Origin of the sequence: Promicromonospora sp. NPDC090134, from assembly GCF_044746965.1 — a bacterium.
GTDB lineage: Bacteria > Actinomycetota > Actinomycetes > Actinomycetales > Cellulomonadaceae > Promicromonospora.
On sequence record NZ_JBIVCZ010000001.1, the window covers coordinates 144,966 to 159,345 of the forward strand.

General features: G+C 72.9%; 10 protein-coding genes. 3 read left to right on the plus strand and 7 right to left on the minus strand.

Features of this window, described 5'->3' with window-relative positions:
* The first annotated feature begins 109 nt into the window (after nucleotides 1-109).
* A complete protein-coding gene (locus tag ACIPN7_RS00660) occupies nucleotides 110-1,387 on the plus strand; it encodes an ABC transporter substrate-binding protein (RefSeq protein ID WP_400536952.1) in 1,278 nt (425 codons plus the stop codon).
* Nucleotides 1,388-1,550: 163 nt separating this feature from the next.
* Nucleotides 1,551-2,300 (plus strand): hypothetical protein, encoded by a 750-nt coding sequence (locus ACIPN7_RS00665; protein WP_400536954.1) that lies wholly within the window; start codon nucleotides 1,551-1,553, stop codon nucleotides 2,298-2,300.
* A 24-nt stretch (nucleotides 2,301-2,324) separates the two neighbouring features.
* On the opposite strand, the gene ACIPN7_RS00670 is transcribed toward ACIPN7_RS00665, so the two are convergent.
* Nucleotides 2,325-6,389, minus strand: a complete 4,065-nt coding sequence (locus ACIPN7_RS00670; protein ID WP_400536957.1) for a TM0106 family RecB-like putative nuclease — start codon at nucleotides 6,387-6,389, stop codon at nucleotides 2,325-2,327.
* 408 nt (nucleotides 6,390-6,797) lie between these two features.
* Between ACIPN7_RS00670 and ACIPN7_RS00675 the strand changes: the two genes are divergently transcribed.
* A complete protein-coding gene (locus tag ACIPN7_RS00675; protein ID WP_400536959.1) occupies nucleotides 6,798-7,715 on the plus strand; it encodes an excalibur calcium-binding domain-containing protein in 918 nt (305 codons plus the stop codon).
* A gap of 127 nt (nucleotides 7,716-7,842) precedes the next feature.
* On the opposite strand, the gene ACIPN7_RS00680 is transcribed toward ACIPN7_RS00675, so the two are convergent.
* The 6 genes from ACIPN7_RS00680 to ACIPN7_RS00705 form a co-directional block, all read right to left on the minus strand.
* A complete protein-coding gene (locus ACIPN7_RS00680) occupies nucleotides 7,843-9,243 on the minus strand; it encodes a hypothetical protein (protein ID WP_400536961.1) in 1,401 nt (466 codons plus the stop codon).
* A gap of 2 nt (nucleotides 9,244-9,245) precedes the next feature.
* Nucleotides 9,246-9,863: a SigE family RNA polymerase sigma factor gene (locus tag ACIPN7_RS00685; protein ID WP_400539128.1), complete on the minus strand. Its 618-nt coding sequence runs from the start codon at nucleotides 9,861-9,863 to the stop codon at nucleotides 9,246-9,248.
* A 507-nt stretch (nucleotides 9,864-10,370) separates the two neighbouring features.
* Nucleotides 10,371-11,771, minus strand: a complete 1,401-nt coding sequence (locus ACIPN7_RS00690; protein WP_400536963.1) for a hypothetical protein — start codon at nucleotides 11,769-11,771, stop codon at nucleotides 10,371-10,373.
* Entirely contained in the window at nucleotides 11,768-12,343 is a 576-nt protein-coding gene (locus ACIPN7_RS00695; RefSeq protein WP_400536965.1) for a SigE family RNA polymerase sigma factor, read from the minus strand. The genes ACIPN7_RS00690 and ACIPN7_RS00695 overlap by 4 nt, the downstream gene beginning before the upstream one ends.
* A gap of 179 nt (nucleotides 12,344-12,522) precedes the next feature.
* Nucleotides 12,523-13,338, minus strand: a complete 816-nt coding sequence (locus ACIPN7_RS00700) for an amino acid ABC transporter ATP-binding protein (protein ID WP_400536967.1) — start codon at nucleotides 13,336-13,338, stop codon at nucleotides 12,523-12,525.
* Nucleotides 13,335-14,309, minus strand: coding sequence for an amino acid ABC transporter permease (locus ACIPN7_RS00705; protein ID WP_400536969.1), 975 nt, complete (start codon nucleotides 14,307-14,309; stop codon nucleotides 13,335-13,337). The genes ACIPN7_RS00700 and ACIPN7_RS00705 overlap by 4 nt, the downstream gene beginning before the upstream one ends.
* Nucleotides 14,310-14,380 lie beyond the last annotated feature (71 nt).

The window sequence follows — 14,380 nt, forward strand, 5'->3', positions numbered from 1 at the left end:
GGGTGGGGGATTCGTGACACAGGCGTCACACAAGGTGACTACTTTCAGCGACCACGACGGAGCAAAGTGCGCCGTCAGATCCACTCCCGCTTGAAGGGGAACAGCAGACATGATTCGACGTTCCACGGCTGCGCGCGGGCTCGCGCTAGCGGCAGTCCTCAGCGTGGGCTTGGCAGCCTGCTCCACCTCGGGTTCTGACGATGGAGAGGGCGGGGGCTCTGCCGAGCCGCTCGTCGTCGGCACCATCCTCCCGATCACCGGCTCTCTTGCCTACCTCGGTCCGCCCGAGGTCGCGGGCGTCGGACTTGCGATCGACGACATCAACGCGGCCGGGGGTGTCCTCGGCGAGGACGTGACCCTCGAGGGCGGTGACTCGGGCGACTCGACCGACATGAGCGTGTCGACGAACACGGCGACCGACCTCATCGGCAAGGGCGTCCAGGTGGCCATCGGCGCCGCGTCCTCGTCCGTCTCCCAGAACGTGGTGGACCAGTTCACCGAGGCCGGGGTTCTCCAGATCTCGCCCGCGAACACCGCCACGGAGCTCTCCGGCGTGAGCGACCTGTTCACCCGTACCGCTCCGCCGGACACCGTGCAGGGTGCGGCGCTCGGCTCGCTCGTGCTCGACGGCGGCCACCAGAAGGTCGCCTTCCTCGTGCAGAACGAGACCTACGGCACCGGTCTGCGCGACAACGTGCAGAAGTCCATCGAGGCCGGCGGTGCCGAGGCCGTCTACGGCGCCACCGGCTCCGGCGAGGAGTTCGCCCCGGGCGAGACCAACTTCTCGTCGATCGTCACCGACGCCCTGGCCGCCAAGCCGGACGCCATCGTCATCCTCGCGTTCGAGGAGACCAAGGCCGCCATCGCCGAGCTCGTCTCGCAGGGCTGGGACTTCGACGGCACCACGTACCTCTGCGACGGCAACACCGCCGACTACTCCAAGGACTTCGACCCGGGGACGCTCAACGGCGTCGTCGGCACCATCCCCGGTGCCGACCCCGCGCAGGAGTTCAAGGACGCGGCGAGCGGCTGGTACGAGGAGAACGAGGGCGAGCCGCTGACCGACTACGCCTACGCCGCTGAGTCGTACGACGCCGTGATCCTCGCCGCGCTCGCCGCGGTGAAGGCCGAGTCGACCACCGGTACCGACATCGCCGCCCAGATCCGTTCCGTGTCCGGTGCGGACGGCGGCACCGAGGTGTCCACCTTCGAGGAGGGCGTCGCCGCGCTCGAGGCCGGCGACGACATCCACTACACGGGTGTCTCGGGCATCGGCCCGATCAACGAGGACAACGACCCGTCGTCCGCGTTCATCGGTGTCTACAACTACGCCGACGACAACACGCTCGAGTTCGACCGTGCGATCGAGGGCTCCGTCGAGGGCTGACGCTCCCGGCTGACACAGCACGAAGGCCCGGTCACCTCGGTGGCCGGGCCTTCGTCATGTCCCGTTCGTGTCGCGGAGGGACGATGGCCGGGAACCCTGGACCACGGCACGCCGTTGACCGGGGTGGACCGTCAGGACCGAACCTCACGAAGGACTGAGATCAATGGGCTTCCTCGACCGACTGCTCGGCCGCGAGCCGCGCGAGCAGACACCCGGCATGTACCAGGGCGGCGGCACGCCGCGGCCGCAGTACCAGCAGGCTCCGGGTCAGACCCCGGCCTACGGCACCGCTCCGGTCTACGGTTCCGCCGCGAGCACGGGACGCAGCGAGGACGAGGTGGCGATCGAGCGCTACCGCTACCTGCTGCGCACCGCACCGCCGGACCGGGTCGAGGAGGCACACGCCGAGGCGTTCGCCCAGCTCACGCCCGAGCAGCGCAACCAGGTGCTCGCCCAGCTCAGCGAGACCGTGCCGCCCAACGAGCGCGCGACGTCGGACGACCCGCGCGACCTGGCCCGCATGGCCACCCGCGCCGAGATGCGCAACCCCGGCACTCTCGAGCGGAACTTCGGCGCGAGCCGTGGCCCGGGCTTCGGCTCGATGCTCGGCGCGAGCATGCTCGGCACCATCGGTGGCATGGTCATCGGCTCGGCCGTGGCGGACATGATGTTCGGCAGCTCCTTCGGCGACCCGGCGCAGGACTTCGCCGGCGAGGAGGGCGGCGGCGAGGGCGGCGGCGAGGAGGCCGGCGGCGAGTCCGTCGAGGCGGCCGGTGCCGAGGGCGGCGACGCGGGAGGCGATGCCGGGGCGGACGCCGGTGGCGGCGGCGGCGGGTTCTTCGGCGACATGTTCGGTGGCGGGGACGGCGGCGGCGGCGACTTCGGAGGCGACTTCGGCGGCGGCGAGTTCTGACCCGTCCCGCCCGGGCCGGGCGGCTCAGGTGCCGATGAGGCGCAGGAAGCCGCCCAGCTCCATGAGGTGGCGGACGCCGTCGGCCTCCAGGTCGCCGGGCAGGTAGTCGGTGAGGCGGGGCGACGAGATCACGACGGCCCGCCACTGCGCGCGCGACACCCCCACGTTGATCCGGTTGCGCGAGAGCAGGAAGCCCATCCCCCGGGAGACGTTCTCGGGCGCCGAGGCGGCGAGCGTCAGGATCGCGACCGGCGCCTCCCGGCCCTGGAACATGTCGACGGTCCCGACGGGCACCCCGCCGAGGCCCGCGGCGTGCAGGGCCTGGCGCACCGTGTGCACCTGCGCGTTGTACGCCGCGACCACCACGACGTCGTCGGGACCCAGGGGCCGGGCCGGGCGCCCGGCCCCTGGGTCCCAGGTGCGGCCGACGACGCCCTGCACCTGGCGCACCACCTCGTCGGCCTCCTCCCGGGACGACGTCGAGCGCCCCTCGTGGGCCACCGGTACGTGCACCACGCCGGGGGCCACGCCGTCGAGCGAGCGTTCCGTCGTGACGGGGTGCGCCGAGAGCCGGCCGGCGTAGGAGAGCTGGGACACGGCCGCGCAGACCTCGGGGTGCATGCGCCACGACTCGGGCAGCAGGTAGCCGAGGCCGTCGGGCAGCACGGAGCTGCCGGCCGCGAGCCAGGCGAGCGCCGACTCGTCCACCGGCTCGGGGTGCCGGCCCTGGCTCACCTGTGGAAGCTGCTGCGGGTCGCCGAGCAGCAGCAGACGCTGGGCGGCCCGGCCGACGGCGACGGTGTCGGCGAGCGAGAACTGCCCCGCCTCGTCGATCACGAGCAGGTCCAGCCCTTCGTCGGGCCAGCGCTCGTGGGCGAAGTCCCAGGCTGTGCCGCCCACCACGCAGCCGCCGGGGCTGCCCGCGGCGAACTCCGCGAGCTGGCTGCCCGTCAGCTCCTGCCACGGGCCGGCCGGCTCCCGCTCGACGCCCTTCGCCCGCTGCTTCTTGGCGACCACGTCGACGGGTACCCCCGCCTTGTCGACGAGGCAGCTCAGCAGGTTCTCGACCGCCGAGTGCGACTGCGCGACCACACCCACCCGCCAGCCGGCGTCGACGAGCCGGGCGACCACACGCGAGCCGACGTGCGTCTTGCCGGTTCCGGGCGGGCCCTGCACCGCGAGGTAGGAGTGGTCGAGCCGCTCGACGGCGGCGAGCACGGCGGCCTCGAGGCGGAGCCCGCCGGCGTCTCCCCCGCTGGTCGCGCCGGTGAGCTCCGGCAGGTCCCCGCCGCGCTGTCCCGTGGTGGGATCGACGAGCCGGGGCGGACGGCGGCACAACAGGTCCACAGCGGCGCCGTCGGGCAGGGTGCGGTCCGCGTCCCACGCGGTGAGCGCCGTGCGGGCGGCGTCCTCGGTCGCCCGCTCCTGCGCGTCGTGCGCCGGTCCGCGCTGCGGGGCGAGCGCCACGGGCGCCTGGTCGTGCGGGTCGGCACCCCCGGAGAGTCGCTCGCGCAGGACGATGACGTCGCGGCCCCGGGGCGCGTCGTCGCTCCCGGGCTCCTCGCGGAGCTCCAGGACCACGCCGCCGGAGTGCTCGCCGCGCACGGCCCGCGCCTCCAGCTCGCCGACCACCGGGGGCACGGGCTGGTCGTACAGCACGTGCACGACGTCGCCGAGGCCCAGGTCGGACCCGTCGATGCGGGACCCGTCGAGCATGCGGCCCACCAGCTCGACCTCGCGCGAGGGAAGCCTGTCCCGCCCCACGACGCTCCAGTCCCGCAGCACACGCGAACGTTCCACGTGGAACGTCGACCGCCGGCCGGGCCACTCGTCCAGGGGCAGCTCGAGCCGTGCGAAGTGCTCCTGCCAGAACGGCTTCTCCTCCCGCTGGTAGTACCCGACGGCCGCGCCCAGCAGCGCGAGCGCCTGCACCTCCAGCGACCGCTCCCCCCGGTTCTCCCCGACCCGCTCGGCGATCTCCGCCGCCAGAGCCAGCCGCCGCTCCCGCCCGACCCGCCGAGCCAACCCCCGCCCCGCCCCGACTTCCCCGTTCCCCCCACCGGCAGGAGTCACCCCGCCGCCGCCAGGGACCACCCCGGAACCGAGCCCCCCTCGCTCAACAGCACTCCCCCCGTACCCCCCACCCGGGGATCCGGGCACCCCACCCCCACCACCGTCCGAGGACCCACCCCCCGCGGAAGGCGACCCGACAGCGAAGGCCGTGGGAAGCGAGACCCCGCGCGCGGATGTATCTGTTCCCGAAGTGGAGGGCCCCCTGGGGCCCGTGAACGCATCCGCGCGCGGGGTCTCGCTTCCCACGGCCGCCCCGGCCGAAACCGACCCGACCACCCCCCGAGCCCAACGCAACCAGTCCAACAACCGCAACGTCGACCGACAGTCGTACTCGTTGTAGTCCAAGATCCGCTGCCGCAGCTCCGCAGCCCGCGAGTCCCCCTCAACCGCCAGCTTCGCGTACTCCGCGTACTCCGTGACCGACGCCGTGGCGCTCGTGACGCCCTCCCGCGCCGGATCGTCCTGCATGTAGAGCGGTTCGAGCTTCTTGATCGACTTGGACCGGTTGGAGATGCGCAGGCACGACCGGACCACGGCGTAGAGGTCGACGAGCACGCCGTCGCGCAGGAGCTGGTCCACCTCGTCCTCGTAGACGCCGTGGCGTGCCGCGATCGAGAGCAGATGCGTCCGCTCGTAGGCGGCGTAGTGATAGACGTGCAGGTCGGGATGCTCCGCGAGCCGTGCGTGGAGCTGATCCACGAACCGCACGAGCGCGTCGCGCTCACCCGCCAGGTCGTCGGCCCACAGCCCGTGGAAGGGCGGGTTGCCGCCGTCCGGCCCGGGTCGCTCGACCCAGCCGAAGAGGTAGTCGAGGCCCATGGCCGGCGCCTGGTCGTCGCCGGGCAGCCGCGCCTCCTCCCACAGGGGGTCCCCCTCGAAGTCGAAGAACACGTCGCCCGGGCTCGGCGGCGGGAGGCGGTCGATCGCCTCGGTCGCCACGAGCTGCCAGCGCAGCCGCGCGTCGGGGCCGTCCGGGTCGACACCGTCGGGCAGGTGGTCGAGCGCGACCGAGCCGTCGCCGTCGTCCAGCCCGAGCTGGAGGCGCGCCTGGGCGCGCAGGCCCTCGAAGCGGCCGGCAGCCATGCCGTCCGGAGGGGCCTCGGCGGCCGCGAGCGCGTCGATCGTGGTGAGGCCCGACGCGGACAGCCGGGCCCGCTGCGCCCCGTACACCCCGCCGACGAGCAGGACGTCCCGGCTCTCCTGGGCGGCCTCGGCGCAGTCCGGGCAGTCGCGCAGCCGGCCGCAGGCCAGGTAGCGCTCGTCGTGCCAGCGCACGGAACCCTCGTCGGCGACGTGCTCGTCCAGGACCTCGATCAGCCGGGCGCGCCGCTTGCGGAAGACCGGCAGCAGGTCGGCGAGCCGGTGGGACGTGGTCTCGCCGGTGCCGAGCACCAGGTGCACCTCGTCGGTCGGGTCGATCCGCGCCGCCATGAGCTGGTCCGCGTACGCGGCGAGCTGCAGCAGGGCACGCACCTTGGTGCGGCGGGCGAGCTTGGAGTCGTGCACGGCGTACCGCGGCCGGGCAACGTGCGCCTCGGCGTGCCGGGGCCACCGCTCCGGCGGCACGACCCCCTCGGAGCTGCCCAGGCGGACCGTCTCCCCCAGCAGGTCACGCACGAGGAAGTCGGCCCGGCCGTGGAACCGCCCGTCGAAGAACGAGGCCTGGTAGACGACGTCCGCGCCCTGCTCCAGGGCGGCCAGGGTGCGGTCGTGCGCGTCGACCAGCTCGTCCCGCGCCATGCGGCGGGCAGGCGCGACCTCGAGCACCCCGCCGGGCCGGTCGCCGTCGGCCGGACCGAAGGCGCGCAGGTGCCCGGCGAGCACGCGCCGTTCGTGGTCCTCTCCGAGGGCCGCCGTGCGCGCGAGCATCTCGTCCTCCTCCCGCACCCTGCGCGGGCTGCGGCCCAGGAGCTCGTCGAGGCGGCGCAGCAGGCGGAACTCGCACTCGCCCGCGACCACGAGGTCGCTGGCCGAGTGCACGAGCGTGCTGGCGTCGTCGCGCTCCAGGAGGAACATGCCCCCAGGTCTACCAGTGACCTCTGACACGAGCGCGCTACTGTCGCTCCCACACGCGGGAGAAATGTCCGGCATGGCCAGTGCTTCTGGCGCCGACCCGCCTGCATGGCCGATAGTGGGGCCGACCGTATCGAAGGAGCAACCATGCCCGTGCGCTTCAACCCGCCTCCGGGTTGGCAGGTGCCCCCGGGATTCCGACCCGACTCCACCTGGGCTCCCGACCCGTCGTGGCCTCCGGCCCCGCCCGGTTGGGACTACTGGGTGGACCGCCCCGACGCCCCCCGGCCCGATTCCGGACCCACCGGTGCCGCACCGCCGACACCCCCCGCACCACCAGCTCCCCCGGCACCGCCCGCTCCCGTCAGCGGCCCGGACGGGGGCGCCGACACGAGGACCGTCGCGATCCAGGTGATCGACGCTCCTGGCCGCCGTCCGGCGCCCGCGCCGTCCGCGCCCCCCGCCATGGTCCCCGCGGACGCGATGGGCTCGACCATGACGATGGCGCCCATCGGCGCCCCGCCCGCCGCGGGACCGCCCCGGCCGGGTTCCGGGCCGCAGCCCGTCTACCCGCCGCAGTCCGGGATGGCGCCGCCGCCCCCGCCGCCCGAGGCCAAGGGCCCGGCGTCGGGCATGCTCGCCGCCCTCAAGGGACTCGGCGGCCGGAAGGCGACGACGCCTGCCGCCGCGGGCTCCGAGCCCCATCCGGGCGCCAACGGCCCCGGCCCGCTCAGCATCGACGACGTGAACCGCCGCCCCGGCGGCCCCGTCCCTGTCGGCACCCTGGCGCCCGCGCCTCTGGAGGCCGGCCGGCGCCCCGGCGGCCCGTCCCGCCAGAACGGCTCGCGCACTCCGGGTGCCGGGCTCATGGTCGCCATCGGCGTGGCCGGGCTCGCGCTGGGCGTGATCATCGGCGTGGTCGTCACGGCCGGCCAGCAGGCCGACGCGAACCAGGCCATCTCCGACGCCCAGAACGTCCAGTCGGAGGTGGACGAGGCCCGCGCCGAGATCGAGGCCGACCAGGCGCAGGTCGACAAGCGACGCGACGAGGTGGCCGAGCGCGAGAAGGCGCTGAGCGACCGCGAGGCGCAGGTCAAGGAGCAGGAGGCCGCGCTCAAGCAGCAGCAGGAACAGCAGCAGCAGCAGGAGCAGCAACAGCAGGAGCAGCAAGAGGAGGAGAACGGCAACGGCGGCAACGGGACCGTCTTCTACTGGAACTGTGACGCCGTCCGCGCCGCGGGCGCCGCGCCCCTGCCCAACACGGCGCCGGGTTACCTGCCGCACCTCGACCGGAACGGCAACGGCATCGCCTGCGAGGACGGCGAGTAGGCCGAACCGCTCGATCGGGTCAGGACAGAAGTGAACGGGCCGAGGCAGATCCCCAGATTCTGCCTCGGCCCGCTCGGTTGTTCCCGGCCCACGCCATCTCCCCAGACGAGACGCGGACCGGGAAGTCTTAACCCCCGAAGAGTCCCTCCAGGAGTTCACCGAGACCGAGGGGATCCTCGTTCTCGGGAGCTTGGGTCGGCTCCTCGCTCGGAGCCGGGGTGGGCGACACACCGCCGTCGGGCAGGACCTCGCCCGTCGCGGCGAGCTGCGACGCCTCGCTGATGTCGATCAGGCACAGCCGCCAGACGTCGGCGTCCACGCCCTTCGGGGCCTGCCAGAACGCCTTGCCGGTGAGGCCCGGCGGGGCGGTCCAGGCCGTGCCCGTGCGCTGCGCCACGCAGGACTCCATCGCGGGCACCTCGTTCGCCTGCGGGTCCTCGACCAGCAGTGGGGCGAGCTCCGCGACGAGCGGCGACGGCTGCGCCGCCTGCGGTGTGGCCACGGCCTTGCCCGCGACGTCGTGGATCACGGCGCACTCGGCCGACGTGCTGCGGCACCAGGACGCGCTCCAGGTGTCCTGGCTCGCGTAGACGAAGCCGCGCGGCTCCGCCGTCGAGCGGTCCACCTGCAGCACGCGCATCCACACGCTGCCGTCGCCGAGCACGTCGAACGGCGTGACCGGGAGCGATGCGCCCGCCTGGGGCGCACCCGCCCTGCCGCCGTCCGAGCCGGCGTCAGCCGACCCGGCGTCGTCCGAGCCGGCACCCTGCGTGCCGGCCTCGGACCCCGGTGACGCGGACGCCCCCTGCGCGTCCGCGGCACCATCGGTCCGCGGGTCGTCGAAGACCAGGAACTGGTCTCCCTCCTCGGCACCGGAGGAGAAGCCGAACACGAGGGCCGGGCCGCCGTCGGACGGCAGGACCATCGCGTCGGACGTGACGCCGCGCCAGAGCAGGGTTCCACCGAGGTTCCCCGCGCGGAGGTTCTGCAGGGCGGTGTCGCCGCCCGCGAGGACCTCCAGGTCTGTGGCGCTGTGCCGGCCGTCGATCTTCGCCAGGGTCACGACCGCCAGGTAGCGGTCGCCCCCTCCGGCGGGGAGGCCGAGGTCGAGCACAGCGGTGTCCGCGTCGACGCGGTACGCCGCGGGCCGCGCCACGGAGGTCACTCCGGGCGCGAGCTCAGCCAGCTTCGTCACCGGGTCCGGCGTCGGTATCGCGGTGGCCGACGGCGGCGCGGGGTCGACCTCGACCGTCGCCATCGGCTCCGCGGACTCGACGGGTGAGACCTCTACCGGGGCGCTGCTCCAGAGTCCCGGGATCCCCGGGAGCGCGCCCGCCACACCGGCGCCGGCCGTGGCCAGCACCAGCGTCGAGGCCAGCGAGACGCCGGCCCGGCGCACGGCGTGCTTGCGCCGGCTCGACCGCAGGACGCCGTCCAGGTCGAGCGTCGACGCGGGCACCGACGCGTGCGCCGACGCGCGGAGCCGGGCGACGAAGTCGTCGTCGGGAGCGCCGTGGGAGAGGTTCATGTTCATCGCGTTCCGCCCAGCGAGTCGAGATCGAGGATCGCGCGCAGGTGGGCGAGGCCGCGCGAGGCCGTGGACTTCACGGTGCCGAGAGGAATGCCGAGCTCGGTCGAGACCTCGGACTCCGAGAGGTCCAGGAGATGGCGCAGCACCACGACACGGCGCTGCTTGAGCGGGAGGCGCAGGAGGGCGCGCACGACGGTGTCGCGGTCGTCCACGGTGCGCGTGGGCATCCGGCTCGACGCGCGGGCCACGCGGACGTCGTCCTGCGGCAGCTCGTCGGGTCCGGTCAGCACCTCGCGCCGCGTACGGCGCCAGGCGTCGATGCGCAGGTTCGCCAGGACCCGGCGCGCGTACACCAGCGGGTCGCCCTGGCGGGCCTTGTGCCAGTGCCGGTAGCAGCGCTCGAAGGTCTGCTGCGTGAGCTCCTCCGCGCGGTGGGCGTCACCGCTGAGGAGGAAGGCCATCCGGTGCAGTGGATCCTTGGCCTCTCGCATGAACGCGGTGAACTCTTCGTTCTTCGAGTTCTGTGCGTTCCTGCGCGCGTGAGTGGCCCTCGGCCGGTCTGTACGCACGGGGAGCGAGGGTACGTCATCCGGGTCCCCCGACCCACCTCGAACCACCGTGAGCGGTCGGGTGGCGGGGACCGGTTCGGCCGAGCCCTTGCGTGGTCTGTCCTTGGTCCTGCCGAGGGTGCCGTTCGACGTGGCGGCGGGCCCGGGCTCCGGGTCGCGCTCTGTCGTGGCTGCCGGGTCGGCGTCTCCGTCGTCCGCGACCGGCACGATCGCGAGCTCCGCCGCCGACCTCGGCGTCGAGGTGGATGAGGAATCTGGGGTGTTCTGCTGGGTTGTCACGGTCTCCAGGTCGTCCGCAGAGCTGGAGTCGGCGCGCACGACGCGCAGGACCACGGGCTTGGGGGCCCGGGACTCTGGCGCTCGAACACGCGGACTCGTGACTGTCACGAACGGAACACGGCCTCACCGGGACGAAGGTTCCATTTTGGTTCAGAGAAATTTTCCGGGCCGAGCGTGGCCCGGGCCGCCGCGCCGTCCGCCACACGACGAGGCACGTGTCGGACACACAGGTCACGGGGGGACCTGTACGTCTGACACGTGCCTCGTCGGGGTGGGTCAGCGGCGGAAGTCCAGCGTCCCCAGGAACGTGTGGAGGTCCCGCAGGCCCTGCTCACCGCCGTCGAACTCGACCACGAGGAACAGGTTCTCGCCCTGGTCCTCCTGGTGGATGTAGATGTCGACCCAGTAGTAGTCGGTCTCCCCGTCGACGTTGTGCGCGGTCGGGATCACCTCGGCGTAGTCGGCGCCGGGGACGTCGATCATCTGCGACCCCGGGTTCCCGGACGGCGTCCACCAGTTGCCGCCGGGCTTGCCGCCCTGGACGTAGACGCGCTCGGGGACGTCCTTGTCCTCGGCGGCATACGCCTTCTCCTCGGCGGTGGCGTCGGTCCACAGCTTCAGCGTCTCCTGGTCGATGCCGGGATCCACGTGCGTGACCCCGGTCCCGGTCCACTCCACGCCCGGCGAGAACTCGCCCTCCGTCTCCTTCGAGGTCCAGCCCTCCGGCACCGCGAACCGCAGGCCGTTGTGCTCGGTCGGGACCCAGTCGGCCGGAACCCCGCGCTCGATGGCGTCGAGCACCGGAGCCGAGAACTCCGGCAGGTACCAGTCGGGCTCGCCCGCCTCCTTGAGCCAGAGGTTCCCGACGAAGTTCCGCAGCATCTCGTCGCCCTGCGCGTTCGCCGCGAACCGGGTGTCGATGATCCAGCCCTCGTCGCCGCTGCGGATGGTGATGGTCGCGGGCCGCACCTTCCCCTCGCGGGCGTGCTGCTCGATGACCACGAGGTCGGCGCCCTCGATGTCGAGCGTCGTCGCGCCCGAGTCCTTCGCCGGTGCGGTCCAGCCCGCGACGTCGAACACGTTGCGCAGCTCGATCGTGGCGTCCATGTCGTCGATGGTGCCGGTCTCGCCCATGCCGGAGGCCTCCGGGTGGTCCGGCGCGAGCCAGCCGGCCACACCACCCGCGTTGACGTCGCCGACGGCGATCCAGCCGCCCGGCGGGACCTCGTACCAGAGTCCGCCGAGGATGTACGGGGCGGCACCCGCGCCCTCGACCACGCCGTGCTCGACGCCGGGGAGCACGGGCAGGGTCCCGCCGCCGGTCTCCAGGTAGGTGGTGGGCACGTCGCTCGGCGTCGGCTCGGGCGCCGACGGCTCCGGCGACGGCGCGTCGGTGGACGGGGCCGACTCGCTGGTCGTCTTCACCGTGCCGGGCAGGGGCCCCCGCCGGTCGGCGTAGATCGCCCCGGCGACGCCGATGCCGGCGCCCGTCAGCACCACCGCGGCGACTCCGGCCGTCACCGTGGTCACGATCCGGCGCCGGCGCACGGTCCGCACGGCCCGGGTCGCCATGGCCACCGGGTCGAGGCCCTCGGGCGGCTCGACCGTCGAGCTGGCGGCCCGCAGGTCGGCGAGCACCGCGGCGTCCTTCTTGGCGTGGATGTCGTGCACGTTCACGATCGGCTCCCTTCGCGACCGGGCACCACGAGGGTGCGGAGGCGCTCCAGAGCGCGTGAGGCGGTGGACTTGACCGTCCCGGTGGAGATGCCGAGCTCCGCGGCCGTCTCGGCCTCGGAGCGGTCGAGCAGGTAGCGCAGCACCACCACCCGGCGCTGCTTGACGGAGAGCGCCAGGAGGGCGCGGACCAGGCGGTCGCGGTCGGCCAGCCCGGCGTCCGACGCCGGGGCGCTCGTCTCGCGCAGGCCGAGCGCCGGTTCGTCGGTGAGCACCTCGCGGCGGGTGCGGCGCCACGTGTCGATGCGGGCCGTCGCCAGGACCCGGCGTGCGTAGGCGAACGGGTCGCCCTCGCCCACCTTCCGCCAGGCCTTGAACGTGCGCTCGAGGGCGAGCTGCACCAGGTCCTTCGCCCGGTGCTCGTCGCCGCTCAGCAGGTACGCGATGCGGTACAGCGCGGGGGTGTTCGCCTGCGCGAACGCCGTGAAGTCGGCGACCGGGTCGAGGCTGCTCCGGACGACGGGGATCTCGCCGGTGCCCTGCTCGGGTTCCAGGCTCACCGCCACCTCGCTCATCCGGTACACCAGGTGGTGTGGCCGGCGTGCCCCGGCGTTCGTTCACGGCGCCCTGCGCGCCGCATCGTGTGCGTCATGCACCTTAGACGCAGGCGGGGCCCACCGGGGTTCCGTCCTTTCGGAACGGATCCGTGTCAGACGTACAGGTCACCCAGGGGACCGGTACGTCTGACACGGGCTCAGAGCACGTGCGCCAGGAAGTCCTTGGTGCGCTGCTCCTGCGGGTCGTCCAGCACCTTGCTCGGCGGCCCCGACTCGACGATCACGCCGTCGTCCATGAACACGACGTGGTCGGCGACCTCCCGGGCGAACCCGATCTCGTGCGTCACCACGATCATCGTCATGCCGGACCGCGCCAGGTCCTGCATCACCGACAGCACCTCGCCCACGAGCTCGGGGTCGAGGGCCGACGTCGGCTCGTCGAACAGCATGAGCTCGGGGTCCATGGCGAGCGCCCGGGCGATGGCCACGCGCTGCTGCTGCCCGCCGGAGAGCTGCGCCGGGTAGTGGTCCATCCGGTCGGACAGCCCCACGCGGTCGATCAGCTCGACCGCGCGCTGCCGCGCCGCCTTCTTGGAGAGCCCCCGCACCTGCACGGGCGCCTCCATGATGTTCTCGACCGCCGTCATGTGCGGGAACAGGTGGAACCGCTGGAACACCATGCCGATGCGCGAGCGCTGCTTCGCGACCACCTTGGGGTGCAGCCGGTGCAGCACGCCCTTGGCGTCCTCGCGGTAGCCCATGAGGTCGCCGCCGACGACGACGGAGCCGCCGGTGATCTCCTCCAGCTCGTTGATGCAGCGCAGGAGGGTGGACTTGCCGGAACCGGACGGACCGAGGATCACGGTGACCTCGCCGCGCGCGACGTCGAGGTCCACGCCCTTCAGCACGTGCACGGCGTCGCCCCCGTGGCCGAAGACCTTGTGCACGGCGCGGACGGACACCATGTCCCTGGAGCCCGCCGGGACGGCCGCGGCGTCGGTGATGGCGCTCATGGTGTCACGTCCTTGTTCACGTCTTCCTGCACGGTCCCGGCTGCGGCGATCGCCGCCTGCCTGCCACCGGCCGGGCCCTTGCTCCGGCCCCGCCGGCGGGTGGTCGTCCCGAACCCGCGTCCGTAGTACTGCTCCAGGTAGTGCTGGCCCACCATCAGGATCGAGGTGATGAGCAGGTACCAGAGCGCCGCGATGACCAGCAGCGGGATGGGCAGGAAGTTGCGGTTGCCGATCGCGCTGGTGGCGTAGGTGAGCTCGAGCGTGAACGGCACCGCCACCACGAGCGAGGTGGTCTTGAGCATCGAGATGGTCTCGTTGCCCGTCGGCGGCACGATCACGCGCATGGCCTGCGGCAGCACGACGCGCCGCATGATCTTGCCATCCTTCATGCCGAGGGCCTTCGCCGCCTCGGTCTGTCCCGGGTCCACGGAGGTCAGGCCGGCGCGCACGATCTCGGCGAGGTAGGCCGCCTCGTTGAGCGCCAGTCCGAGAAGCGCCGCCCAGAAGGCGGTGATCACGTCGTCGGTGCGGAACGAGAAGAACTCCGGCCCGAAGGGGATGCCCAGCGACAGCCGCGGGTACAGCACCGCGATGAGGCCCCAGAAGATGAGCTGCGTGTAGATCGGTGTGCCGCGGAAGAACCAGATGTAGACCCAACTCACCCAGCGCATGACCGGGTTGTCCGAGCGGCGCATCATCGCGAGCACGACGGCCAGGACCACGGCGATCGCCATGGAGGCGAACGTGAGCACCAGGGTCCACATCACGCCCCGGATCACCACGATGTCACGCAGGTAGAGCCAGACCACGTCCCAGCGGAAGTTCTCGTTCGTGATCAGCGCGTTGGCCACCATGGCGGCCAGGATCAGCACGACCACCGCTGCGACGAGGCGGCCGGGGCGCGGCACGGGCCGCGCGTGGATGCGGTTGGGCACAGGGTCGCTGCCCGACGCGGATGTCTGCGTCGTCACGTCACCCTTCCTTCCCTTGAAAAGTTGAGTGCACGGTACCCGGGGTCCGCGCAGGGCGCGGACCACGGGTG